Below are 23,388 nucleotides of genomic sequence, written 5' to 3' on the forward strand. Positions count from 1 at the left end.
AGCGGATTCCGGAGGTAGCGATGGCAAGGCACGTCTTCACGCGCGCGCAGTATCTCGACATCCTTAACGACAGCCTGCGCAAGCATCCCGGCTGGCAGCCGGGCATGGCCTTTGTGTTCCTGCCGCCCGGCGCCGATGCCAGCCAGGCCACGGCGGTGGGCTGCACCGGCCCGATGGACGCGATCCCGGTCTATGCGGAAATCCAGCGGGTGGCGGCCGAGCTGATCGAAGTCAGCGACGAATAAACCGCGACGAACAAGCCGCCACGGACCGATGCCCCGCGGCGCGCGCGCCGCAGGTTGCCGCGGCTGCGTACAATACCGCCCTCTACAGACTTTCGGATACTGCCGTGAAGAAAACGGACCTGGAAAAAAACAAGGGCCTGAAGATCGCCAACAGCCTGAAGCAGGCGGCGGCGGGGCGGGGCGGCATTCCCGGTGCCGCGACCCGTCCGGACCGGCGCGAACAGCGCCGGCTGGACCAGGAGCAGGGTCTGGTGCCGTTCGCGTGCAAGCTCGACGGCGCGCTGGTGAAGCGCCTGCAGGCGCTGGCCGCCGATCACCCGGGCGGCATGACCGGGCTGCTCAATGAAGTGCTGGCCGGCGCGCTGCCGCCGGAGCAGGGCCAGGCCTGAGCGCCGCACGGCGGCCGCGCCGCCGCTGGCCCGGGGTTGTCTCAGTCCTCTTCCTCGTCGTCGAGGAATTCGCGGCGCAGCATCCAGTTGGCGATGGCTTCGTCGCAGATGCGCTTGAACTTCTGCTTGTCCGGCATCTTGTCGAACAGCTGGAAGTTGACCAGCGCCATGCCGGCATCGGTGATGTAGAACATGCGGCTCGGGTCGTCATCATGGACGATGCGGCCGTCGATGGCATCTTCTTCGCTTTCGGCCGGCATGTCCTCCAGCTCGACCACGCGGCAGGTGAAGCGCGGGCTGCGGGTGTGGGTCAGATACTCGAACTCGTCGTGCATGACCTCGCCGCCCTTGCCTGCGATCACGGCGAAGCCCCAGATAAAGCGGGGCATCGGCAGATCGGACAGATCTTCAATCTCGTCCATGGTGTTCTCCCTGATTCAATCCCCGCATTATCGCCCGGAACGCCGCGGCTTCAAAAGGTGGCACGGCGCGACCGTGCCGCGACCCTGCCGGCACCCTGCCGCTTATGGCCCGGCGTGGCAGCTGGCCAGCGCGGGCGCGGCGGTTTCCGGCTGCATCAGGTCGCGCAGCGTGCCTGATTCGCCCTTGGTCCACCACTCGTAGCGGCCGCCGACATAGCGCGCGCCGGACGCCGACACCGTGCTGACCGCCAGCACCGGCTTGCCTTCGATGCGGAACACCGCGGCCTGGTTGTCCGGGCTGTTGAAATAGCGCACCGTCAGCGTCTTGCCGCCGTCGCACTGGTAGCGCATGGTGCGCACCTCGGGAAAGCGCACGCCGTCGATGCCCGGCGCGCGGGCGGCCTGGGCCGCGGTGCTGGCACCGAGGACGGCCAGCAGGACAGCGATGCGGGTGCGGGACAGGATCAGGCGATCGGACATGGTGTGGTCGGGTCGAGAGTCGGTGTTCGGGTTGAAGGAGCCGGATCGAGGCAGCGCCGCTGCGCCCAGCGATCAGTCGAGCATGTAGCCGGCGGCGAGCGCGCGGAAGCTTTCCACCTCGCGTGCTTGCCAGGCTTCATCCTCGGCGAATTCTTCGGCCAGGATCGCGGCCACCGCCGGTGCCGCATCGACGGCCGCGCGGGCGTCCAGGAACAGCGCGCGATTGCGGCGCGCCAGCACGTCCTCGACCCGGCGCGCCAGCTCATGCCGGGCGGCAAAGCGGACATGGGCCTCGGTCAGGCCGGACGCGCCGGCGAGCATGCGGTCGTGTCCCGGCAGCGCGCGCAGCAGGCTCAGTTCATTGCCGTAGTAGCGGTCCGGTGAGCCCGAATCCGGCGGCGGCAGGTCGGCCGGCAAGCCGGCGGCGCCGTGCAGCGGCAGCTCAGCGGTCACGCATGGCGCCGCGCGCACCATCTGGCGCTGGATCGCGGTCTCGATCACGTCTTCGGCCATCTTGCGGTAGGTGGTCCATTTACCGCCGGTGACGGTGATCAGTCCGGCCTTGGACACCAGGATCGTATGCTCGCGCGACAGCGATGCGGTGGAGGCTTCGCCGGTGGCCCGCACCAGCGGCCGCAAGCCGGCCCAGACACTGGTGACGTCGGCGCGGGTGGGGTCCTTGGCCAGGTAGCGCGACGCCGTTTCCAGGATGAAATCGACATCGTCGGCCCCTGCATCCGGCTCCAGCGGCAGGTCGCGGCGCGGCGTGTCGGTGGTGCCGACGATGGTGTGTCCGTTCCAGGGCACCACGAACAGCACCCGCCCGTCATCGGTCTTGGGGATCAGGATGGCGCGGTCGCCCGGCAGGAAGCTGCGCGGCAGCGTCAGGTGCACGCCCTGGCTGGGCGCGACCATGGTGCGCGCATGACCGTCTTCCATCTGGCGGATGGCATCGACCCACACGCCGGTGGCATTGATCACGCAGTCGGCGCGCAGCCGGAAGGTGGCGCCGCCGAGCGCGTCCTGCACCGTGACGCCGCTGATCACGCCGCCTTGCTGGCTCAGCCCGGTCGCGCGCATGTAGTTGAGCGCGGTGCCGCCGACGTCGAACAGGGTGCGCATCAGCGTCACCGCCAGCCGCGCATCGTCGAACTGGCCATCGAAGTAAAGGTTGCCGCCGCGCAGCGGGCGCCCGCCGACATGTTCGGCCAGGTTGGGCGCGGCCTCCAGCACCTCGCGGTGGTTCAGCCAGCGGCTGCCGGACAGGTTGAGGTTGCCGGCCAGCATGTCATAGAGCTTGAGGCCGATGCCGTAGAAGGGCTGGTCGAACATCTGGTAGGCCGGCACCACGAAGCCCAGCGCCCACACCAGGTGCGGCGCGTTGCGCGCCAGCAGGCCGCGCTCGTGCAGTGCCTCGCGCACCAGGCTGATATTGCCCTGCGCCAGGTAGCGCACGCCGCCGTGCACCAGCTTGGTGGCCTTGCTCGAGGTGCCCTTGGCAAAGTCGGCGGCTTCGACCAGCAGCGTGCGGTAGCCGCGCGAGGCGGCATCGACTGCCGTGCCCAGGCCGGTGGCGCCGCCGCCGATGACGATCACGTCCCAGCGCGGCTCGCGCTCCAGGGTGGCGAGCAGGGCGGCGCGGCCGGGTGGCTGGATCGGGGTGGGAAGGCTGTGCATGACGCTGGTGTGTGGTGGGTGCTGGCTAAGGTGTTGGGGTGGCCCGCGCGCTGCACGGGACGGGTTTGACCGGCCGGTGTCAGCCGTGGCCGGCGCCGGCGTCGTCCTCGCGCGCCCAGTCGCGTGCGCGCTCGACCGCCCGGTGCCAGCGCGCGAGCCGGTGGCCGCGCTCGTCGGCCGACAGGTTGGGCTCGAAGCGCCGCTCCACCTGCCATTGCTGCGCGATCTGCACCGGGTCGCTCCAGTAGCCGGTGGCCAGGCCCGCCAGGTAGGCGGCGCCCAGCGCCGTGGTCTCGGTCACGCGCGGCCGTACCACCGGGGTGCCGAGCAGGTCGGCCTGCATCTGCATCAGCAGGTCGCTGCGCGAGGCGCCGCCGTCCACGCGCAGCTCGGCCAGCGCGATGCCGGCGTCCTTCTGCATGGCGTCGAGCACGTCCACGCTTTGCAGCGCGATCGATTCCAGCGCCGCCCGTGCGATCTGCGGCCGGCCGGTGCCGCGCGTCATGCCGACCAGCGTGCCGCGCGCAAAGGCGTCCCAGTGCGGCGCGCCCAGCCCGGCAAAGGCCGGCACCAGCACCACGCCGCCGCTGTCCTCGCACTGGCGCGCCAGCGCCTCGGCCTCGGGCGCGCTCTGGATGATCTTCAGGCCGTCGCGCAGCCACTGGATGGTGGCGCCGCCCATGAACACGCCGCCCTCCAGGCAATACTGGGTCTGGCCGCGGTACTGCCAGCCGATGGTGGTCAGCAGCCGGTTGCGCGACGTGACCGGCTGCGCGCCGGTATTCATCAGCAGGAAGCAGCCGGTGCCGTAGGTGTTCTTGGCCATGCCCGGCACCAGGCAGGCCTGGCCGAAGGTGGCGGCCTGCTGGTCGCCGGCGATGCCGGCAATCGGAATCGGCATGCCGAACAGCCGCGCCGCGGTGCGTGCGACCTCGCCGCTGGAGGGCACCACCTCGGGCAGCAGCGCGTGCGGGATGTCGAGCAGCGCCAGCAGCGCGTCGTCCCACTCGAAGCTGTGGATGTTGAACAGCATCGTGCGCGAGGCGTTGGAGACGTCGGTGACATGGCGCGCGCCGTCGGTCAGCTGCCAGATCAGCCAGCTGTCGACGGTGCCGAAGGCGAGCTCGCCGCGCTGCGCCCGCTCCCGCGCGCCTTCGATGTTGTCGAGCATCCAGCGCAGCTTGGTGCCGGAAAAATAGGCATCGATGACCAGGCCGGTCTTCTCGCGGAACAGCTCGCCGTGGCCCGCGGCCTGCAGCGCCTCGCACATCGGCGCGGTGCGGCGGTCCTGCCAGACCAGCGCGCGGCCGACCGGCTCGCCGGTCTTGCGGTCCCACAGCACCGTGGTCTCGCGCTGGTTGGTGATGCCGATGGCGCGCACCTGCGAGGCGCCGATGCCGGCGTCGGCCAGCACCGTGTGCGCCACCGCCAGCTGCGATTGCCAGATCTCGTAGGGATCGTGCTCGACATGGCCGGGATGTGGGTAATATTGGCGGAACTCGCGCTGCGCCAGGCGCACCACGTTGCCGGCACGGTCGAACAGGATGGCGCGCGAGCTGCTGGTGCCCTGGTCGAGCGCCAGCACGTATTGCGGCTCGGCGGGAAGCTGGGACGGGGCAGGGCGCTGCGCCTGCGCGGCGGGCTGGTTCATGCGTTCGATCCTGACAATGACATTGCGCGCCGGCGTGGCCGGTGCATGGAATCCTGATGGCTGAAACGTCTTCTTTGCCGGCCGCCGAGGTCACGGCACGGATCGCCGCCTCGCTGGCGGTGCGCAGCGGCTTCGATGCCGCCGCCAAGCTGCGCCTGATGGCGGACGGCCGGCAGGTCGGCTGGCTTTCGCGCACGCATGCCGGCATCCTGCGCGGCATCGGCGCCGTGCTGGGTCCGGAGCAAGCGCTCGGCGATGGCTCCGTGGCCGTGGCCCTGCTGCCCGGCTGCGACGATTTCGGCGCGCGCACTGCCGCGCTGCAAACGCTGGCGCGCCGGCTGGCCGACGCCGGCCATGTGCGCGGCTGGCGCGACGAGCTGTTCGCGGTCACGGCCGCGCTCGACGCGCCCGCGGTCGCGGTGGTCGAGCGCGCCGCGGCCCGCTTCCTGGGCCTGCTGACCTTTGCCTCGCACATGAACGGCATCGTCGAGGGCGCTGCGGGCGACCCGCCGGCCCTTTGGATCTCGCGCCGCAGCCCGGCCAAGGCCGTCGACCCCGGCATGTGGGACAACCTGGTCGCCGGCGGCATGCCCCATGGCAGCGATCCGCTGGCGACGCTGGTGCGCGAATGCGAGGAAGAGTCCGGCATCCCGCCCGAACTGGCGCGGGACGTGCAGGCGCACGGCATGATCGAAGTGCTGCGCGACCTGCCCGAAGGCGTGCAGTGGGAGCAGCTCTACGTCTACGACCTGCTGCTGCCGCCGGACTTCATTCCGCGCAACCAGGACGGCGAGGTCAGCGAGCACCGGCGCATCGAGCTGGCGCCATTGCTTGCTATCATGTCGGCCGGCGCCATGACGGTCGATGCGACACTGGTGACGCTGGATGCCCTTGGACGGCGTGGCTGGCTCGATGCCGGCCAGCACGACTGAGCCGCCACAGGGTCCATCGCCGCTTGTCCCGGCATTGCTTGCCGTATCGACCATTGCACTGACCGAGCCCCCCTGGCTTCCCCGGCCCTGCGCCGCGCCACCCAGACAGAACCACACACCATGAGCAACACCGGATTCATCCTGACCCTCTCGTGCCCTGATCAGCCGGGCATCGTCCACGCTGTCTCGGGCCTGCTGTTCCAGCACGGCTGCAATATTGTCGATTCCGACCAGTACGGGGACGAGTTCGCCGGCCGCTTCTTCATGCGCGTGCATTTCACCCCGGCCGCCGGTGGTCCCGACCTGGCCACGCTGAAGGCCGCGTTCGCCCCGGTGGGCGACCAGTTCGGCATGCAGTGGGAACTGAACGATGCCACGGTGAAGCCGCGCGTGATGATCATGGTGTCGAAGATCGGCCATTGCCTGAACGACCTGCTTTTCCGTGCCAAGGCGGGCGGGCTGCCGGTAGAGATCGCGGCCATCGTCTCGAACCACCGCGACTTCTACCAGCTGGCGGCGTCGTACGACGTGCCGTTCTTCCACCTGCCGCTGATGAACGCGTCGGCCGAGCAGAAGGCCGCGCAGGAAGCGCGCGTGTTCGACGTGGTGCAGGAGCAGAAGATCGACCTGGTGGTGCTGGCGCGCTACATGCAGGTGCTGTCGGACGACCTGTGCCGCAAGCTGGCCGGCCGCGCGATCAATATCCACCATTCGTTCCTGCCCAGCTTCAAGGGCGCCAAGCCGTACTACCAGGCGCACGACCGCGGCGTGAAGCTGATTGGCGCCACCGCGCACTATGTCACCGCCGACCTCGACGAAGGCCCGATCATCGAGCAGGAGATCGAGCGCGTGGACCACAGCATGGACCCCGACCAGCTCACCGCCGTCGGCCGTGACGTCGAGTGCGTGGCGCTGGCGCGCGCGGTCAAGTGGCATGCCGAACACCGCATCCTGCTGAACGGCCACAAGACCGTGGTGTTCAAGTAATCCTTCTTCCCTCCGCTTTGCTTCCCTCGCGCGCTGGTGGGGGAGGCACCGGCGCAGGGGGCAGGCCTGCCGCATCAGGTAGGCAAACTTCACCGCCCGCCGTGCCCGCGCCAGCGGGGCAGCCCGATATCGCATCCGGGCGCACTCACTCCCGCTCGGCCACCACACACTTCACCCCACTGTCGGCCAGGATCTGATCGAACGGCGCCGCCAGCGGCGCGTCGGTAAACAACCGGTCCACCTGCGACACATGCGCCAGTTCGACCATGGCCTGGCGGTTGAACTTGCTGGCATCCGCCGCCAGCCAGACCTCGCGTGAATGCTCGATGATGGTCCGCGCCACCTTGACCTCGCGGAAGTCATAGTCGCGCAGCGTGCCGTCGGCCTCGATGCCCGAGATGCCGATCAGCCCGATATCGACCTTGAACTGGCGGATGAACTCCACCGTCGCCTCGCCGACGATGCCGCGGTCGCGCGAGCGCAGCACGCCGCCGGCGACGATGACTTCGCAGTCGGGGTTGTCGGCGAGGATGTTGGCCACGTTCAGGTTGTTGGTGATCACGCGCAGGCCGCGATGGTGCACCAGCCCGCGCGCGATCTCTTCCACCGTGGTGCCGATGTTCAGGATCAGCGAGCAGCCCTCGGGCACGGCCGCCGCCACCGCGCGCGCGATGCGCGCCTTGCCCTCGGCATTGAGCACCTGCCGCTGCCGGTAGGCGATGTTCTCGGTGGTGGAGTCTTCCACCCGCACCCCGCCATGGAAGCGCGCCAGCATGCCGTTCTCGGCCAGCATGTTGACATCGCGGCGCACCGTCTGGAGCGTGACGCCGAACTTGCGCGCAAGTTCGTCGATGGAGGCAAAGCCCTGGGTGCGGACTTCTTCGAGCAGGGCCGTCTGGCGGGGATTGAGGGTCATGCCGGGATTCTAGTTCAAACACAAACGAAAACAAAATGATGCGGTGCACTATTGTTTTCTGTTCGTTTTGTTGCTAAAACGAGCGTGAAGCCAAGATTGGTGCGCCTGCATCGAACGCAAGCCGTGATGCCGGCAGCATATCGAACATGGAGACCGGATGCAGCTACGTTTGGAAGGCGTCGCACAGCAGGCAGGTTCGCAGGCGTATCTCTATCCGATGACGCTGGCCCCGGTTCCGGGCGCGGTCACCATCCTGCTGGGCGCGACGCAGGCGGGCAAGACTTCGCTGATGCGGGTCATGGCGGGGCTGGACCGGCCGAGCGCCGGGCGCGTGCTGGTCGACGGCGACGATGTCACCGGCATGCCTGTGCGCGAGCGCAATGTGTCGATGGTCTACCAGCAGTTCATCAACTACCCGTCACTCAGGGTGTTCGACAACATCGCTTCGCCGCTGCGGCTGCGGCGCAAGGCGGCGGCCGGCGAGATCGCCGGGCGCGTGCGCGAGCTGGCGGCCCGGCTGCATATCGACCACCTGCTGGAGCGCTATCCGGCCGAGCTGTCCGGCGGCCAGCAGCAGCGCGTGGCGCTGGCCCGCGCGCTGGCCAAGGAAGCCCCGCTGATGCTGCTGGACGAGCCGCTGGTCAACCTGGACTACAAGCTGCGCGAGGAGCTGCGCGAAGAGCTGACCCAGCTGTTCGCGCACGGCGACGCCACCGTGATCTACGCCACCACCGAGCCCGGCGAGGCGCTGCTGCTGGGCGGGCACACCGCGGTGCTCGATGCGGGCGAGCTGCTGCAGTACGGCCCGACGCCGCAGGTCTTCCACTATCCCGACTCGCTGCGCGTGGCGCGCGCCTTCAACGATCCGCCGATGAACCTGGTCGAGGGCCGGCTTGGGGGCGGCAAAGTGGCGCTGCCGGGAGCGATCGAAGTGCCCGTGCCCGGCGTGGCGGCACAGGACGGGCCGGTAACGCTTGGCGTGCGCGCCTCCGCGTTGCGCCTGGCGAGCGAGACCGGCGCGGTCGCGGTGCCGGGTCGCGTGGCGCTGGCCGAGTTGTCCGGCTCGGACACCTTCGTGCACGCCGATACCGCGGTCGGCAACCTGGTGGCGCAGTTCGCGGGCGTGCTCGACCTGGAACTGGGCGCGCCGGTGACGCTGCACCTGCTGCCCGAACAGCTCTACCTGTTCGACGCCGACGGCCGCCGCATCCATGCGCCGCGCCGGCCCGGCGGGCTGGCGGCTGATGTGCCCGGCGCCGCCGCGGCGGCGGCAGGAGGCTGAGATGGCGCGCATCGACCTGGACCTGGCGCACTCGTATGTGCCCCATCCGCGTACCGACGACGACTACGCGCTGCTGCCGCTGCGCTTCACCTTCGAGGACGGCGGCGCCTATGCGCTGCTGGGCCCCTCCGGCTGCGGCAAGACCACGCTGCTGAACTGCATTTCCGGGCTGCTGCGGCCTTCGCACGGCACCATCGCCTTCGACGGCCGCGACGTCACCGGCGCCACGCCGCAGGCGCGCAATATCGCCCAGGTGTTCCAGTTCCCGGTGATCTACGACACCATGACCGTCGGCGAAAACCTGGCGTTCCCGCTGCGCAACCGTGGCGTGCCGGAGGCGCAGGTGCGCGAGCGGGTCGGGCGTGTGGCCGAGATGCTGGACCTGTCGTCAACGCTCGGGCGCCGCGCCAGCGGCCTGGCCGCCGATGCCAAGCAGAAGATCTCGCTCGGGCGCGGGCTGGTGCGCCAGGACGTGTCGGCCATCCTGTTCGACGAGCCGCTGACGGTGATCGACCCGCAGCTCAAATGGCAGCTGCGGCGCAAGCTCAAGGAGATCCACCATGAGTTTCGCCTGACGCTGATCTACGTCACCCACGACCAGACCGAGGCGCTGACCTTTGCCGACCAGGTGGTGGTGATGTCGCGCGGCAAGGCGGTGCAGGTAGGGCCGGCCGATGCGCTGTTCGAGCGGCCCGCGCATACCTTCGTCGGGCACTTTATCGGCTCGCCGGGCATGAATTTCCTGTCGGGGCAATGGCGCGACGGCGCCATCGACGTGGCCGGGCGGCGCTATATGCCGCAGCTGTCGCCGCCGGTGGAAGCGGCGCTGCGCGCGGCCGGCAGCTTCCGCATCGGGGTGCGCCCCGAATACCTGCAACTGGCGCCCGAGCGCGACACGCAGGCGGTGCCGGTGCAAGTGCAGCGTGCGCAGGATATCGGCACCTACTGGCTGCTGACCGGCACGGTGCAGGAGGCGGGCGCGCAGGCCGGCACGCTGCGCGCGCGCCTGGGCGCCGAGGCGGCCGGCCTGCGCGCGGGCGACACCGCGTGGCTGTCGGTGTTCAACCGGCATACCTGCTACTACGTCAACGAGGAGCTGGTGCCATGAAGCCTCTGAAGCCCGTTAACCAGAAGGCCTGGCTGCTGGTGCTGCCGGTGGTGGCGTGCGTGGCATTCTCCGCCATCCTGCCGCTGATGACCATCGTCAACTACTCGGTGCAGGACATCATCTCGCCCGAGCGGCGCGTGTTCGTCGGCACCGAATGGTTCCGCACCGTGCTGCGCGACGGCGAACTGCACGACGCGCTGCTGCGCCAGCTCGGCTTCTCGCTGGCGGTGCTGCTGGTGGAGATCCCGCTCGGCATCCTGCTGGCATTGTCGATGCCGGCGCGGGGCTGGAAGGCGTCGGCGGTGCTGGTGATCATCGCGCTGTCGCTGCTGATCCCGTGGAACGTGGTCGGCACCATCTGGCAGATCTTCGGGCGCACCGACATCGGCCTGCTCGGCGCCGCGCTGGCAGGGCTGGGCTTCGACTACAACTACACCGGCAGCGCCTTCGACGCCTGGATCACGGTGCTGGTGATGGACGTCTGGCACTGGACGCCGCTGGTGGCGCTGCTGTGCTACGCCGGCCTGCGCGCGATCCCCGACGCTTACTACCAGGCCGCGCAGATCGACGGCGCCTCGCGCCTGGCGGTGTTCCGCTATATCCAGCTGCCCAAGCTGCGCGGCGTGCTGATGATCGCGGTGCTGCTGCGCTTCATGGACAGCTTCATGATCTACACCGAGCCGTTCGTGCTGACCGGCGGCGGACCCGGCAACGCCACCACCTTCCTGTCGCAATACCTGACGCAGAAAGCGGTCGGCCAGTTCGACCTGGGCCCGGCGGCGGCGTTTTCGATCGTCTACTTCCTGATCATCCTGCTCATGTGTTTCATCCTCTACAACTGGATGCAGCGCGCGGGCACCGCCGGCGGCGAGGACATGCCCCATGGCTGAGATCTCTTCGGCAGTTCCTGCGGTGATCCCCACCGCAATCCCCGCGCAGGCCAACCGCGCCGCCTGGTGGCGCGCCGGCTTCCTGCTGGCCTACCTGGTGTTCGCGATCGTGCCGATCTACTGGATGGTCAACATGTCGTTCAAGACCAACGAGGAGATCGTCTCGACGCTGTCGCTGTGGCCGGGCCAGTTCACGCTGGAGCACTACAAGACCATCTTCACCGATCCGTCGTGGTATTCGGGCTACCTGAACTCGATGATCTACGTGGCGATGAACACCGTGATCTCGATTGGCGTCGCGCTGCCGGCCGCCTACGCCTTTTCGCGCTACCAGTTCATCGGTGACAAGCATGTGTTCTTCTGGCTGCTGACCAACCGCATGACGCCGCCGGCGGTGTTCCTGCTGCCGTTCTTCCAGCTCTACAGCACCATCGGGCTGATGGATACGCACCTGGGCGTGGCGCTGGCGCACCTGGTCTTCAACGTGCCGCTGGCGGTGTGGATCCTGGAGGGCTTCATGTCGGGCGTGCCACGCGAGATCGACGAGACCGCCTATGTCGACGGCTACTCGTTCCCGCGCTTCTTCCTGACGATCTTCCTGCCGCTGATCAAGGCCGGCGTCGGCGTGGCCGCGTTCTTCTGCTTCATGTTCAGCTGGGTCGAGTTGCTGCTGGCGCGCACGCTGACCTCGGTCAACGCCAAGCCCATCGTCGCCACCATGACGCGCACGGTGTCGGCATCGGGCATGGACTGGGGCGTGCTGGCCGCGGCGGGGGTGCTGACCATCGTGCCCGGCGGCATCGTGATCTGGTTCGTGCGGCACTACATCGCGAAGGGCTTCGCGATGGGCCGCGTTTAACGCAAGCCTTTGCTGGGAGACGGCGCCAATGCTGAGCTGGATGGTATGGACCACACCGGTGGCGGTGTTCTTTGGCTGCATCGTGGTGATGCTGGTCGGCATGACGATCCTGGAAATCCGCTCGCCGTCGGTGCTGCGCAAGGGCTTCCTGCCGATCGCCACCACCCGCGGCGACCGGCTCTTCATCGGGCTGATGTGCGCGGCGTGGATCAACCTGGCATGGGTCGGGCTGGGCGGGAAGGTCGCCGCCTGGCTGGCGCTGCCGGAAGAACCCTCGGTGTGGATCAGCTTCGTGGCATCGATGCTGGTGCTGGCGCTGATCCTGCGCAAGGGCTAGCGCACCGCCAGCCGGCATTTGCCAGCAAGAACGGGAAACGCGGCTTGTCCCCACCCCGGGGCCGCCACCCACGACACGACCGGGGCAGGGGATTCTTGAGGAGACACCGATGAAAGTGCACGTGACGTTGGGGATGTCAGCCCTTGCCTGCGCGGCCGCGCTGGCTTGCGGTTCCGCCTTGGCGGGCGAAGCGGAAGCGAAGAAGTGGATCGACAACGAGTTCCAGCCCTCGTCGCTGTCCAAGGACAAGCAGGCGGCGGAAATGAAGTGGTTCATCGATGCCGCGGCCCGGCTCAAGGCCAAGGGCGTCACGCAGATCAACGTGGTGTCGGAGACCATCACCACGCACGAGTACGAATCCAAGACCCTGGCCAAGGCGTTCGAGGAAATTACCGGTATCAAGGTCAACCATGACCTGATCCAGGAGGGCGACGTGGTCGAGAAGCTGCAGACCTCGATGCAGTCCGGCAAGTCGATCTACGATGGCTGGATCTCCGACTCCGACCTGATCGGCACGCACTACCGCTATGGCTCGATCCTGCCGCTGACCGACTACATGAACGGCGCCGGCAAGGAATGGACCAATCCCGGGCTGGATGTGAAGGACTTTATCGGCACCAAGTTCACCACCGCGCCGGATGGCAAGCTGTACCAGCTGCCCGACCAGCAGTTCGCCAACCTGTACTGGTTCCGCGCCGACTGGTTCGCGCGCAAGGACCTGCAGGACAAGTTCAAGGCCAAGTACGGCTACGACCTGGGCGTGCCGACCAACTGGTCCGCCTATGAGGACATCGCCAACTTCTTCACCAACGATGTGAAGGAGATCGACGGCAAGAAGGTCTACGGCCATATGGACTACGGCAAGAAGGACCCGTCGCTGGGCTGGCGCTTCACCGACGCCTGGCTGTCGATGGCCGGCACCGCCGACAAGGGCCTGCCCAACGGCATGCCGGTGGACGAGTGGGGCATCCGCGTGGCCGAGGACAAGTGCACGCCGGTCGGCGCCTCGGTGGCGCGCGGGGGCGCCACCAACAGCCCGGCGGCGGTCTACGCGCTGACCAAGTACATCGACTGGATGAAGAAGTACGCCCCGCCGCAAGCGATGGGCATGACCTTCTCCGAAGCCGGCCCGGTGCCCGCGCAGGGCCAGGTGGCGCAGCAGATCTTCTGGTACACGGCCTTTACCGCCGACATGACCAAGAAGGGCCTGCCGGTGGTCAACGCCGACGGTTCGCCCAAGTGGCGCATGGCGCCGTCGCCGTACGGCCCGTACTGGAAGCAGGGCATGCAGAACGGTTACCAGGACGTGGGTTCCTGGACTTTCTTCAAGAACACCGATCCCAACAAGCTGGCCGGGGCGTGGCTGTATGCGCAGTTCGTGACCTCGAAGACGGTATCGCTGAAGAAGTCGCTGACCGGGCTCACCTTTATCCGCGACAGCGACATCCATCATGACTACCTGACCAAGAACGCGGCCAAGTATGGCGGCCTGGTCGAGTTCTACCGCAGCCCCGCGCGCGTGGCGTGGACCCCGACCGGCACCAACGTGCCGGATTATCCGAAGCTGGCCCAGCTGTGGTGGAAGAACGTGGCCACCGCGGTGACCGGCGAGAAGACGCCGCAAGCCGCGATGGACACGCTCGCCGAAGAGATGGACCAGGTCATGGCGCGCCTGCAGCGCGCCGGCATGAGCCATTGCGCGCCCAAGCTGAACGCGAAGGGCGATCCGGGCAAGTGGCTGTCGAACGACCACGCGCCGTGGAAGAAGCTCGCCAACGAGAAGCCCAAGGGCGAGACCATTCCGTACGACAAGCTGCTGCAGGCGTGGAAGGAGGGGCAGGTGCGCTGAGTTGTTTGAGGTGCCGGCAATGAGTGAACACCGCAGGTGTGCCCCCCTCTCCCGCTTGCGGGAGAGGGGGGCAAACAATGGGCAATTTGCGGCCGGACCGCCGAGCTAGCCCGCTTGCGATGCGAGGCCGGACGGCTCTGCCGCATCGGCCGCCTGCGCGGCATAGCGCGCCTTGCCATGCCGCTTGGCTTGATACAGCGCCATGTCGGCGTGCAGGAACAGCTCGCTCACGGTCATGGCGTGCCGCGCATCGCGCAGCGCCGCGCCGACGCTGGCCGATGCCGCCAGCGTCTGGCCATCGATCACGAAAGGCATGCGCGCGGCCTGCACGATGGTGTTGGCCACCGACGCCATGGCATGGCGGTCGGCAATGCCGTCCAGGATCACCGCGAACTCGTCGCCGCCGATGCGCGCGACGGCATCGCCCTTGCGCACGCAGGCACGCAGGCGCTGTGCGAACGCCACCAGCAGCTGATCCCCGATCGGGTGGCCGTAGGTGTCGTTGACCGCCTTGAAGTCGTCCAGGTCCACCAGCAGCAGCGCCAGCGGGCACGCGCCGGCGCCTGCGCGTGCCATGGCTTCGGCCAGGCGCCGGTCGAAGCCCTTGCGGTTGAGCAGGCCGGTCAGGTAGTCAGAGACGGTCTGTGCTTCCAGGCTGCGCAGCTTTTCGCGCTCGTGCGTGACGTTGCGCCCGAACATGTGCAGGCCGACCACGGTGTCCTGGGCATCGTTCCACGCGGGCTGGCAGGTGATCTCGATGTATTCGGTGCCGTCCGCGCTTTCGCGGGTAAAGGTCACGGCCTGGCCGGTACCGGCCTGCTGCAGGTAGGTCTGGCAGGCCAGGTATTCCTGCGTGCCCCACAGCTCGCGCAGCGACAGCCCGACGATCTGCTGCGCCGGCAAGCCATACCGCCGTGCATACGCCTCGTTGACGAAGACGTAGCGCTGCTGCATGTCGATAAAGGAGATAAAGTCCGGCACATGGTTGGCAATTGCCTCGATGCGCTTCTCGCTGGCGGCGGCGCGGTCCTTGGCGGCCTGCAGCGCGGCCTCGCGCTCCGACAGCTGGGCCACGACCTCGGCGAAGCTCGACGCCAGTTCGCCGATCTCGTCGGCACGGCCGACCGGCAGGTCCGCCACCGCTTTCGGGTCGGTGCCGAGCTGGCGCACCGCGCGGTGCAGCCGCTGCAGCGGCGCCAGCAGCCGCCACATCACCAGCCACATCAGCCCGGCCGTGATCGCCATGGTGATCGCCCCCATCACCAGCGTCTGCTTACGCACCTTGAGCAGCGGCGCATAGGCTTCGGCCGCGGGCAGGACTGCGACCACCTCCCAGCCGTTGGACGCCAGCAGGTGGCGTGCGACGATGGGCTGGGTCGGCGTCAGGATTTCCAGCAGCGCGGGCGGCTGCTCGGCGCCGCAGGCTTCGCCGATGGCGCGCGCCGGCGCCAGCAGGCGCGACACGTCCGGATGCATCGCATAGCGGGGGTTGGTGCCGGAAGACACCAGGCAGAAGCTGCCGGTAGTGCCGACCCGGCTGTGCGACAACTCGCGCAGGAAGTTGCTGTCCGCCAGGTTCAGCACGCCCCCGACCACGCCACGCAGTTCGCCTGCGGGGCCCAGCATCGGCACCGCCAGCACCACGCCCGGGGCATCGGTCTGCTTGCCCTGGATCAGGTCCGACACCACGAATGACTGGCCATGCAGGACATCGCGGAAATAGTCGCGGTCGTTGACGCGCAGGCGCACGCCATCCGGCACGGCGGTGCTGAATATCAGTTCGCCATCGGGCGAAGCCAGGAACACGGCATTGAAGGTCTCGGGAATTTCCACCAGCCCCTGCGCCGCGCGGCGCAAGTCGGCCGGCCTGGCGGCATGGGCGGCAGAGAACTGGCGCGCCAGCCGGTGCAGCACGGCGGCGCGGCCCTGCAGCTTTTCATCGAGCTGCTCGGCGACCATCTCGACCAGCGTGTCCTGCTGCGCCTGCAGCAGGTTCTTCAGGCTGTCGTAGGCGTAATACTGGGCGTAGAGCGCGCGCAGCACGATGATCAGCGTTACCACCCCCGCCGTGGCCAACGCCATCCGATACTTCAAAGAGTGCTGCATGATTGACTTTTTTCTTGTGCGCACTGACCCGGTGTTCCGCGTTCGTCGACCGGCTCGCGATCAGGATCGCCAGTTCGATGACGCGGTAAGAAGGTTAGCAGAAGTCAAGCGGCATTTCGAAACTGTTTGCAACAGCGCTGGAGTGCAATGCCGCCCACGTGAGGTGCTTGCGCAAAGGGGAGGGAGTCGGGTGCGGAAATGAAAAAAGCCAGCGCAAGGCTGGCTTTTTGAAACTGGTGGGTGGTACAGGGATTGAACCTGTGACCCCTGCCGTGTGAAGGCAGTGCTCTACCGCTGAGCTAACCACCCCTGTCTGCGTCGTCGTTGCCGTCGTGCAGCAGAGAAATGAGATTATGCAGGGCTTCTTGTATCTTGTAAAGCCCTTTTTTGAATTTTCTTACGCGGCCAGCGTTCCCGCGGCTTCGGCCGGGTCGTCCTGCCATACCGTCTTGCCGCCGCTGGCCTTGTCGAGTCCCTTCAGCAGGGCGAGATGGGCCTGCTGTTCTTCGTCTGTGGCGCGCAGCACGGGCAGGGCGAGCCGGGACAGGTCGGTGGTGGTGACCACGCCGCCCTGGCCGCTGGCGCTGTCGAGCGTGTCGATCACCAGTGAATCCTGGCCGCGCGTCATGGCCAGGTAGACCTCGGCCAGCAGTTCGGCATCCAGCAGGGCGCCGTGCAGGGTGCGGTGGGCGTTGCTGACGCCGAGGCGTTCGCACAGCGCATCCAGCGAATTGCGCTTGCCCGGGAACATCTGGCGGGCCTCGCGCAGGGTATCGATCACGTTGCCGACATGCTGGCGGAACGGCGGCAGGCCCAGCAGCTGGAATTCCATGTCGAGGAAGCCCAGGTCGAACTGTGCGTTGTGGATGATCAGCTCGGCGTCCTGCACGAACTCGCGGATGTCGTGGACGACCTCGGCAAAGCGCGGCTTGTCGGCCAGGAATTCGACGGTGATGCCGTGCACGGCGATCGCGCCCTCGTCGATATCACGCTCGGGGTTGACGTAGAAGTGCAGGTGGCGGCCCGTCAGGCGGCGGTTCATCAGCTCGACGCAGCCGATTTCGATCAGGCGGTCGCCGGTGGCGGCATTCAGGCCGGTGGTTTCGGTATCGAGAACGATTTGTCGCATGGCGGGCATTCTAGCGGAGCGGGGCGGGCGTTCCGCGCTTGTTGTTGGTGGTGCTGCAGGTTGCGGTCAGCGTTGCGGTCAGCGGCCGATCGATTCGACGCCGCGGTTGGCCAGCGCGTCGGCGCGCTCGTTGCCGGGGTGGCCGTTGTGGCCGCGCACCCAGTGCCACGAGATCTGGTGCGGTTGCGCCAGGGTGTCCAGCGTCTGCCACAGGTCGGCGTTCTTGACCGGCTTCTTGTCGGCGGTCTTCCAGCCGCGCGCCTTCCAGCCGGGCAGCCATTCGCTGATGCCCTTCTGCACGTACTGGGAGTCGGTATAGACGCGCACCACGCAGGGCCGCTTGAGCGCGCGCAGCGCTTCGATCACCGCGGTCATTTCCATGCGGTTGTTGGTGGTGTTCGGCTCGCCGCCGAACAGCTCTTTCTCGCTGGTGCCGGCGACGAGCACCGCGCCCCAGCCGCCGCGGCCGGGATTGCCCTTGCAGGCGCCGTCGGAGTAGATCGTGACTTCTTGCATGTGATTCCGTGGTGGCCACCCGCGGGGCGGGTGGCGCATTGAGGGGCGGGACAGGCGGATAGCGCGCGCGGCCGGACCGCGTCAGTGCTCTCGGCCCGGAGCCTTGCCATGGGTGCCGGTGGGGGTGGCCACCGGCGCCGACACCGGCGCCAGCGCCGGCTTGCTCTTCCACGCCGGTCCGACCAGCCGGATATTGCGCACGCGCTTGATCGCCGAAATCATATAGACCGCGCCGAAGATCGGCCACCAGCGATCGCCGGCCTTTTCCATGAAGGCCGCGCGCTGGAGCCAGCGGTCGGTGCGGTACGGCGGGCAATAGCAGCCGAAGCGGCCGCGGATGATATCGAAGCCGAGCAGCTTGAGCCAGTCCTTGATGCGCACGAAGCCGATCTGCTGCGCGTCGGTCGGCAGGAATGGCGTGGCGCCGAGCCGGTTCATGCCCTGGCGCGCGCCCCAAAGGCTCATCGGGTTGAAGCAGGTGACCACCACGCGGCCCTCGGGCATCAGCACCCGCGAGACTTCGCGCAGCACTTCATGCGGGTCTTCGGCAAATTCCAGGATGTGAGGCAGGGTGACCAGGTCGATGCTCTGGGTGTCGAACGGGAGTTCGTCGAAGCGGCACAGCAGCTGGCGCGCATCCGGATGTGCGGCACGCGGCCCGTGCGGGCCGCTGGACGGATCCAGCGCCAGCGCCGAGAACGGCATCCGGTTCTCGCGCAGGGTATCGATATAGGGCAGGCCGAACTGCACTGCGTGATAGCCGAAGATGTCGGCCACGGTCCGGTCGTACTGCTGCGCCTCCCAGCGCAGCATGTACTCGCCGGGCGGCGAGGCCAGCCAGTCTTCCCAGCTTACAATCGGGTGATTGGGACGATTGGACATAGGAGCATGCGCATGTTGAAGGTTGAGCCGATCCCGGCGTTCCAGGATAACTATATCTGGGCCATCCACGACGGGCACTGCGCCGCCGTGGTCGATCCTGGCGAGGCCGCGCCGGTGGAGCGCTTCCTGGCGCAAAGCGGTCTGGCTCTGGGCGCTATTGTAATCACCCATCACCACGGCGATCACCAGGGCGGCGTGGCCGAGCTGCTGGCGGCGCATCCGCGCGCACCCTCGGGCGAACCGCTGCCGGTGCTGGGGCCGGCGGGCGAGCGTATCGGCGGGCGCACCCGGGCCCTGCGCGAGGGCGACGTGGCGACGCTCGAGGCGCCGGCGCTGACGCTGCGCGTGCTGGACGTGCCCGGCCACACCGCCGGCCACATCGCCTATGTCGCGGACCTCGGCGAAGCCGGCCCGGCAGTGTTTTGCGGCGATACGCTGTTCGCCAGCGGCTGCGGGCGCCTGTTCGAAGGCACGCCGGCGCAGATGCTGGCGTCGCTGGACAAGCTGGCGGCGCTCCCCGGCGACACCCGCGTCTATTGCGCGCACGAATACACGCGCAGCAATGTGCGCTTCGCGCGTGCGGTGGAGCCCCGCAATGCCGCGCTCGAGGCATGGGAGCGGCGCGTCGAGGCGCTGCGCGCCGCAGACCAGCCGACGCTGCCGACCACCATCGCCCACGAGCGCCAGGTCAACCCTTTCCTGCGCTCGCGCGAACCGGCGGTGCGCGCCGCGGTGTCGGCCCATGGGGGCACCACCGCGGGGGATGCGCAGGCGTTCGGCGCGCTGCGCGGCTGGAAGGACAATTTCCGCTGACCGCGCGCCGGCCGCCAGGGCTTGCGCCACAAGGCATGGCGGGCGGCGGCCGGATACTGTCTATGTGGAAAATCTGATTGACGCGATACGCGGTTTTTTTTAGCATCACGCAACCTTTTAGCGTCACGATTTGAGAACTTAATGAAAATTGGTCGATTACTGGCGGTGGTCGCGTGCGCCGCGCTGCTTGCAGCGTGCGCCAGCACCCCCACGCCGCCTGAAGGCGCCGACGGTGCCGCGACCGCCCAGACTGCCAGGCGCCAGGACCCGCTCAACACCCTCAGCGACAAGTCCGCGCTCTCTTCCACTTCCACCATCAATGTCGACCAGGGCGGCCTGGACTGGCTGCGCGGCCCGTCCAACGATATCTGGGACCGCATCCGGCGCGGCTTTGCCATGACGGACCTGGAGGGCACGCTGGTCGACGATCGCACCCAGTGGTATGCGCAGCGGCCGGAGTACATGGAACGGATGGTCGGGCGCTCGAGCCGCTACCTCTATCACATCGTCGAGGAGCTGGAGCAGCGCAAGATGCCGACCGAGCTGGCGCTGCTGCCGTTCGTCGAGAGCGCGTTCAATCCGCAGGCACAGTCCACCGCCAAGGCGGCCGGGATGTGGCAGTTCATTCCGAGCACGGGCAAGTCGTACAACCTGAAGCAGAACATGTTCCGCGACGAGCGCCGCGACGTGCTGGCCTCGACCGACGCCGCGCTCGACTACCTGGCGCGGCTCTACGACATGTTCGGCGACTGGCACCTGGCGCTGGCGGCTTACAACTGGGGCGAGGGCGCGGTGTCGCGGGCGATTGCGCGCAACCAGGCGCGCGGGCTGCCGACCGACTATGCCAGCCTGCCGATGCCCAACGAGACGCGCTACTACGTGCCCAAGCTGCAGGCGGTCAAGAACATCATCGCCAACCCGGCCGCGTACGGCGTCAAGCTGCCCGAGATCCCGGACCACCCGTATTTCGTCACGGTCACCACCTCGCGCGACATCGACGTGAACCTGGCCGCCAAGCTGGCCGACATGTCGGTGGAGGAGTTCAAGGCCCTGAACCCATCGTTCAACCGGCCGGTGATCCTGGGCGCGTCGAACCCGCAGATCCTGCTGCCGTTCGATAACGCCGAGCGCTTCCAGTACAACCTGAACACCTATCGCGGCGGGCTGTCGAGCTGGGCCGCGGTGACGGTGGACAGCCGCGAGCGCGTCGAGTCGCTGGCGGCGCGCCTGAATGTCGATGCCGACACGCTGCGCGAGATCAACAGCATCCCCAAGGGCATGCGCCTGAAGGCGGGGTCGACCGTGATGATCCCGCGTTCGGGCCGGCATGACCAGGACATCAGCGCCACCCTCGCCGACAGCGCCATGCTGGCGATGGAGCCGGACCTGCCCGATGCGCGCCGCGTGGTGGTGCGCGCCAGCCGGCGCGATACCGTGGCAACCGTGGCGCGGCGCTATGGCGTCTCGGCGGGGCAGGTGCAGTCCTGGAACAAGCTCTCCGGCACCAAGCTGGTGGCGGGGCAGAGCCTGGTGCTGATGGTGCCGGTGCGCGGCGCCGGGGCGGTGCGCGCGGCCCGTGCCGAGCGCGCGGACCGGGCCGAGCGGGCCGAACGCGTCGAGCATGCCAGCCGCAAGGAACCGGCAGGCAAGGGCGGCAAGGTGGTGCGGGTCTCCGCCAAGGGCAAGGCCGACACGCGCCAGCGTGTGGTGGTAGAGGCCTCGCCGCGACGCGCTGGCAAGGCGCCGGCCGTGGCCAAGGTGTCGGCCAAGACCACCACCAAGGCCAGCGCCAAGGGCGTCAAGGCGCGCTGACACAAGCGCCGGCGCGACGGTGGCACAGCAAAAGGGGCGATGCCGGCGGCACGCCCCTTTTTTCATGTGCCGGCGCCGCCCCGTGCGGCAGCGCGCGGAAACCGTAGCCACGAGCGTGCGGGCCGGTGGCAAACTACGGGCATAACCCAACGACCGCAGACGCGGAGGAGACAGACATGACGGCAAGCCATGCCGTGCATGCCCGTTCGCTGGCCGACCCCGAGGGGTTCTGGGCAGAACAGGCGGCACGCATCGACTGGGAAACCCCGTTCAGCCAGGTGCTCGACAACAGCCGCGCACCCTTTACGCGCTGGTTCGTCGGCGGGCGCACCAACCTGTGCCACAACGCGGTCGACCGCCACCTGGCGGCGCGCGCCAGCCAGCCGGCGCTGCACTGGGTCTCGACCGAGACCGACCAGGCCCGCAGCTTCACCTACGCCGAACTGCACGACGAAGTCAGCCGCATGGCGGCGATCCTGCAGGGGCTGGGCGTGCAGCGCGGCGACCGCGTGCTGATCTACATGCCGATGATCCCTGAAGCCGCCTTCGCGATGCTGGCGTGCGCGCGCATCGGCGCCATCCATTCGGTGGTGTTCGGCGGCTTTGCCTCGGTCAGCCTGGCTGCGCGCATCGAGGATGCCCGGCCGCGCGTGGTGGTCAGCGCCGACGCCGGCTCGCGCGCGGGCAAGGTGGTGCCGTACAAGCCCTTGCTCGACGAGGCGATCCGGCTGTCGTCGCACCAGCCCGAGAAGGTGCTGCTGGTGGACCGGCAGCTGGCGGACATGCCCCGCGCCGAAGGCCGCGACGAAGACTACGCGGCGTGGCGCGAGCGCGTCGCCGGCGTGCAGGTGCCGTGCGTGTGGCTGGAATCGGGCGAGCCGTCCTATGTGCTCTATACCTCGGGCACCACCGGCAAGCCCAAGGGTGTGCAGCGCGATACCGGCGGCTATGCGGTGGCGCTGGCCACCTCGATGGAGTACATCTTCTGCGGCAAGGCCGGCGACACCATGTTCACCGCGTCGGACATCGGCTGGGTGGTAGGGCACAGCTATATCGTCTATGGCCCGCTGCTGGCCGGCATGGCCACGCTGATGTATGAAGGCACGCCGATCCGGCCCGATGGCGGCATCCTGTGGCGCCTGGTCGAGCAATACCGGGTCAACCTGATGTTCAGCGCCCCGACCGCGATCCGCGTGCTGAAAAAGCAGGATCCGGCGTGGCTGACGCGCTACGACCTGTCCAGCCTGCGCCTGCTGTTCCTGGCCGGCGAGCCGCTCGACGAGCCCACCGCGCGCTGGATCCAGGACGGCCTGGGCAAGCCCGTGGTCGACAACTACTGGCAGACCGAATCCGGCTGGCCCATCATCGCGATCCAGCGCGGCCTCGAGGCGCTGCCGCCCAAGCTGGGCTCGCCCGGCGTGCCGGCCTACGGCTACGACCTGAAGATCGTCGACGAAAACACCGGCGCGGAATGCGGGCCGGGTCAGAAGGGCGTGGTGGCCATCGACGGCCCGCTGCCGCCGGGATGCATGAGCACGGTCTGGGGCGACGATGACCGCTTCGTGCGCACTTACTGGCAGGCGGTGCCGAACCGCCTGTGCTATTCCACCTTCGACTGGGGCGTGCGCGACGCCGACGGCTACGTCTTTATCCTGGGTCGCACCGACGACGTGATCAATGTCGCCGGCCACCGGCTGGGCACGCGCGAGATCGAGGAAAGCCTGTCGTCCAGCGCCGCGGTGGCCGAGGTGGCCGTGGTGGGGGTGCAGGACGCGCTCAAGGGGCAGGTGGCGATGGCGTTCTGCATCGCCCGCGATCCGGCGCGCACCGCCACGCCGGAGGCGCGGCTGGCGCTGGAGGGCCAGCTGATGAAGACGGTCGAGCAGCAACTAGGCGCGGTGGCCCGCCCGGCGCGGGTGTTGTTCGTCAATGCGCTGCCGAAGACGCGTTCCGGCAAGCTGCTGCGGCGCGCCATGCAGGCCGTGGCCGAGGGCCGCGACCCGGGCGACCTGACGACGATCGAAGATCCGGGCGCGCTGGAACAGCTGCAGGCCGCGTTGAAAGGCTAGTGGGGCAGGACGATGCGGGTGTCGCACGCGGCACACC

At 68.2% G+C, this 23,388-nt stretch carries 22 protein-coding genes and 1 tRNA gene; 13 read left to right on the forward strand and 10 right to left on the reverse strand.

The window, feature by feature from the left end; all coding sequences use genetic code 11:
• The first annotated feature begins 20 nt into the window (after positions 1-20).
• Together FHX60_RS04180 and FHX60_RS04185 are read left to right on the forward strand one after the other, a co-directional pair.
• Positions 21-245, forward strand: coding sequence for a hypothetical protein (locus FHX60_RS04180; RefSeq protein WP_012353266.1), 225 nt, complete (start codon positions 21-23; stop codon positions 243-245).
• A 104-nt stretch (positions 246-349) separates the two neighbouring features.
• Positions 350-634, forward strand: a complete 285-nt coding sequence (locus FHX60_RS04185) for a hypothetical protein (RefSeq protein ID WP_092309486.1) — start codon at positions 350-352, stop codon at positions 632-634.
• A 41-nt stretch (positions 635-675) separates the two neighbouring features.
• On the opposite strand, the gene FHX60_RS04190 is transcribed toward FHX60_RS04185, so the two are convergent.
• The 4 genes from FHX60_RS04190 to glpK all read right to left on the reverse strand — a co-directional run bounded on the left by FHX60_RS04190 (position 676) and on the right by glpK (position 4,864).
• The gene (locus FHX60_RS04190; RefSeq protein ID WP_012353264.1) at positions 676-1,056 is read right to left on the reverse strand and encodes a hypothetical protein; all 381 of its coding nucleotides are present in this window, start codon (positions 1,054-1,056) and stop codon (positions 676-678) included.
• Positions 1,057-1,158: 102 nt separating this feature from the next.
• Entirely contained in the window at positions 1,159-1,536 is a 378-nt protein-coding gene (locus FHX60_RS04195) for an MliC family protein (protein ID WP_183282607.1), read from the reverse strand.
• 72 nt (positions 1,537-1,608) lie between these two features.
• Positions 1,609-3,213 carry a glycerol-3-phosphate dehydrogenase/oxidase gene (locus tag FHX60_RS04200; protein ID WP_183282608.1) on the reverse strand — a complete coding sequence of 535 codons (1,605 nt, stop codon included), beginning with the start codon at positions 3,211-3,213 and terminating at the stop codon, positions 1,609-1,611.
• Positions 3,214-3,292: 79 nt separating this feature from the next.
• A complete protein-coding gene (gene glpK / locus FHX60_RS04205) occupies positions 3,293-4,864 on the reverse strand; it encodes a glycerol kinase GlpK (protein WP_112774004.1) in 1,572 nt (523 codons plus the stop codon).
• A gap of 56 nt (positions 4,865-4,920) precedes the next feature.
• Between glpK and FHX60_RS04210 the strand changes: the two genes are divergently transcribed.
• Positions 4,921-5,796 (forward strand): NUDIX hydrolase, encoded by an 876-nt coding sequence (locus tag FHX60_RS04210; RefSeq protein ID WP_183282609.1) that lies wholly within the window; start codon positions 4,921-4,923, stop codon positions 5,794-5,796.
• A gap of 120 nt (positions 5,797-5,916) precedes the next feature.
• Positions 5,917-6,783 carry a formyltetrahydrofolate deformylase gene (gene purU, locus FHX60_RS04215; protein WP_092309471.1) on the forward strand — a complete coding sequence of 289 codons (867 nt, stop codon included), beginning with the start codon at positions 5,917-5,919 and terminating at the stop codon, positions 6,781-6,783.
• 145 nt (positions 6,784-6,928) lie between these two features.
• Here purU and FHX60_RS04220 read toward each other — a convergent pair whose 3' ends face one another.
• Positions 6,929-7,699 carry a DeoR/GlpR family DNA-binding transcription regulator gene (locus FHX60_RS04220; RefSeq protein ID WP_092309468.1) on the reverse strand — a complete coding sequence of 257 codons (771 nt, stop codon included), beginning with the start codon at positions 7,697-7,699 and terminating at the stop codon, positions 6,929-6,931.
• A gap of 157 nt (positions 7,700-7,856) precedes the next feature.
• Between FHX60_RS04220 and FHX60_RS04225 the strand changes: the two genes are divergently transcribed.
• From FHX60_RS04225 to FHX60_RS04250, 6 genes are all read left to right on the forward strand, one after another.
• Positions 7,857-8,981 (forward strand): ABC transporter ATP-binding protein, encoded by a 1,125-nt coding sequence (locus tag FHX60_RS04225; protein WP_183282610.1) that lies wholly within the window; start codon positions 7,857-7,859, stop codon positions 8,979-8,981.
• A 1-nt stretch (position 8,982) separates the two neighbouring features.
• Positions 8,983-10,089, forward strand: coding sequence for an ABC transporter ATP-binding protein (locus FHX60_RS04230; protein ID WP_183282611.1), 1,107 nt, complete (start codon positions 8,983-8,985; stop codon positions 10,087-10,089).
• Complete coding sequence (locus FHX60_RS04235; protein WP_375790523.1) at positions 10,086-10,979, forward strand: carbohydrate ABC transporter permease; 894 nt, start codon at positions 10,086-10,088, stop codon at positions 10,977-10,979. Before FHX60_RS04230 ends, FHX60_RS04235 begins: the two co-directional genes overlap by 4 nt.
• Positions 10,972-11,838, forward strand: a complete 867-nt coding sequence (locus FHX60_RS04240) for a carbohydrate ABC transporter permease (protein WP_092309462.1) — start codon at positions 10,972-10,974, stop codon at positions 11,836-11,838. The genes FHX60_RS04235 and FHX60_RS04240 overlap by 8 nt, the downstream gene beginning before the upstream one ends.
• Positions 11,839-11,866: 28 nt before the next feature.
• Positions 11,867-12,175, forward strand: coding sequence for a DUF2160 domain-containing protein (locus FHX60_RS04245; RefSeq protein WP_112774007.1), 309 nt, complete (start codon positions 11,867-11,869; stop codon positions 12,173-12,175).
• Positions 12,176-12,284: 109 nt separating this feature from the next.
• Positions 12,285-14,024, forward strand: a complete 1,740-nt coding sequence (locus FHX60_RS04250) for an ABC transporter substrate-binding protein (protein WP_221209888.1) — start codon at positions 12,285-12,287, stop codon at positions 14,022-14,024.
• A gap of 105 nt (positions 14,025-14,129) precedes the next feature.
• Here FHX60_RS04250 and FHX60_RS04255 read toward each other — a convergent pair whose 3' ends face one another.
• The 5 genes from FHX60_RS04255 to FHX60_RS04275 all read right to left on the reverse strand — a co-directional run bounded on the left by FHX60_RS04255 (position 14,130) and on the right by FHX60_RS04275 (position 18,657).
• Positions 14,130-16,106: a diguanylate cyclase domain-containing protein gene (locus FHX60_RS04255; protein ID WP_183282612.1), complete on the reverse strand. Its 1,977-nt coding sequence runs from the start codon at positions 16,104-16,106 to the stop codon at positions 14,130-14,132.
• A 258-nt stretch (positions 16,107-16,364) separates the two neighbouring features.
• Positions 16,365-16,439 (reverse strand) — tRNA-Val (locus FHX60_RS04260).
• Between the two features lie 88 nt (positions 16,440-16,527).
• The gene (dnaQ, locus tag FHX60_RS04265) at positions 16,528-17,268 is read right to left on the reverse strand and encodes a DNA polymerase III subunit epsilon (RefSeq protein WP_112774009.1); all 741 of its coding nucleotides are present in this window, start codon (positions 17,266-17,268) and stop codon (positions 16,528-16,530) included.
• A 69-nt stretch (positions 17,269-17,337) separates the two neighbouring features.
• On the reverse strand, positions 17,338-17,775 hold the full coding sequence (gene rnhA / locus FHX60_RS04270; protein ID WP_092309453.1) for a ribonuclease HI: 438 nt from the start codon (positions 17,773-17,775) through the stop codon (positions 17,338-17,340).
• 81 nt (positions 17,776-17,856) lie between these two features.
• On the reverse strand, positions 17,857-18,657 hold the full coding sequence (locus tag FHX60_RS04275) for a methyltransferase domain-containing protein (RefSeq protein WP_092309450.1): 801 nt from the start codon (positions 18,655-18,657) through the stop codon (positions 17,857-17,859).
• A gap of 12 nt (positions 18,658-18,669) precedes the next feature.
• Between FHX60_RS04275 and gloB the strand changes: the two genes are divergently transcribed.
• The 3 genes from gloB to FHX60_RS04290 all read left to right on the forward strand — a co-directional run bounded on the left by gloB (position 18,670) and on the right by FHX60_RS04290 (position 23,351).
• Positions 18,670-19,470: a hydroxyacylglutathione hydrolase gene (gene gloB / locus FHX60_RS04280; protein ID WP_183282613.1), complete on the forward strand. Its 801-nt coding sequence runs from the start codon at positions 18,670-18,672 to the stop codon at positions 19,468-19,470.
• A 141-nt stretch (positions 19,471-19,611) separates the two neighbouring features.
• Positions 19,612-21,282, forward strand: a complete 1,671-nt coding sequence (locus tag FHX60_RS04285; protein ID WP_112774011.1) for a transglycosylase SLT domain-containing protein — start codon at positions 19,612-19,614, stop codon at positions 21,280-21,282.
• A 125-nt stretch (positions 21,283-21,407) separates the two neighbouring features.
• Positions 21,408-23,351 (forward strand): propionate--CoA ligase, encoded by a 1,944-nt coding sequence (locus FHX60_RS04290; RefSeq protein ID WP_183282614.1) that lies wholly within the window; start codon positions 21,408-21,410, stop codon positions 23,349-23,351.
• Positions 23,352-23,388: the final 37 nt, after the last annotated feature.

The organism is Cupriavidus alkaliphilus, assembly GCF_014191175.1.
GTDB lineage: Bacteria > Pseudomonadota > Gammaproteobacteria > Burkholderiales > Burkholderiaceae > Cupriavidus > Cupriavidus alkaliphilus.

Coding starts and splice junctions, on each gene's coding strand:
- FHX60_RS04210 (WP_183282609.1), top strand. CDS start 4,921: ATGGCTGAAACGTCTTCTTTGCCGGCCGCCGAGGTCACGGCACGGATC.
- FHX60_RS04195 (WP_183282607.1), bottom strand. CDS start 1,536: ATGTCCGATCGCCTGATCCTGTCCCGCACCCGCATCGCTGTCCTGCTG.
- FHX60_RS04235 (WP_375790523.1), top strand. CDS start 10,086: ATGAAGCCTCTGAAGCCCGTTAACCAGAAGGCCTGGCTGCTGGTGCTG.
- FHX60_RS04180 (WP_012353266.1), top strand. CDS start 21: ATGGCAAGGCACGTCTTCACGCGCGCGCAGTATCTCGACATCCTTAAC.
- FHX60_RS04250 (WP_221209888.1), top strand. CDS start 12,285: ATGAAAGTGCACGTGACGTTGGGGATGTCAGCCCTTGCCTGCGCGGCC.
- dnaQ (WP_112774009.1), bottom strand. CDS start 17,268: ATGCCCGCCATGCGACAAATCGTTCTCGATACCGAAACCACCGGCCTG.
- FHX60_RS04220 (WP_092309468.1), bottom strand. CDS start 7,699: ATGACCCTCAATCCCCGCCAGACGGCCCTGCTCGAAGAAGTCCGCACC.
- FHX60_RS04225 (WP_183282610.1), top strand. CDS start 7,857: ATGCAGCTACGTTTGGAAGGCGTCGCACAGCAGGCAGGTTCGCAGGCG.
- rnhA (WP_092309453.1), bottom strand. CDS start 17,775: ATGCAAGAAGTCACGATCTACTCCGACGGCGCCTGCAAGGGCAATCCC.
- glpK (WP_112774004.1), bottom strand. CDS start 4,864: ATGAACCAGCCCGCCGCGCAGGCGCAGCGCCCTGCCCCGTCCCAGCTT.
- FHX60_RS04190 (WP_012353264.1), bottom strand. CDS start 1,056: ATGGACGAGATTGAAGATCTGTCCGATCTGCCGATGCCCCGCTTTATC.
- gloB (WP_183282613.1), top strand. CDS start 18,670: ATGTTGAAGGTTGAGCCGATCCCGGCGTTCCAGGATAACTATATCTGG.
- FHX60_RS04230 (WP_183282611.1), top strand. CDS start 8,983: ATGGCGCGCATCGACCTGGACCTGGCGCACTCGTATGTGCCCCATCCG.
- FHX60_RS04255 (WP_183282612.1), bottom strand. CDS start 16,106: ATGGCGTTGGCCACGGCGGGGGTGGTAACGCTGATCATCGTGCTGCGC.
- FHX60_RS04275 (WP_092309450.1), bottom strand. CDS start 18,657: ATGTCCAATCGTCCCAATCACCCGATTGTAAGCTGGGAAGACTGGCTG.
- FHX60_RS04285 (WP_112774011.1), top strand. CDS start 19,612: ATGAAAATTGGTCGATTACTGGCGGTGGTCGCGTGCGCCGCGCTGCTT.
- FHX60_RS04245 (WP_112774007.1), top strand. CDS start 11,867: ATGCTGAGCTGGATGGTATGGACCACACCGGTGGCGGTGTTCTTTGGC.
- purU (WP_092309471.1), top strand. CDS start 5,917: ATGAGCAACACCGGATTCATCCTGACCCTCTCGTGCCCTGATCAGCCG.
- FHX60_RS04240 (WP_092309462.1), top strand. CDS start 10,972: ATGGCTGAGATCTCTTCGGCAGTTCCTGCGGTGATCCCCACCGCAATC.
- FHX60_RS04200 (WP_183282608.1), bottom strand. CDS start 3,213: ATGCACAGCCTTCCCACCCCGATCCAGCCACCCGGCCGCGCCGCCCTG.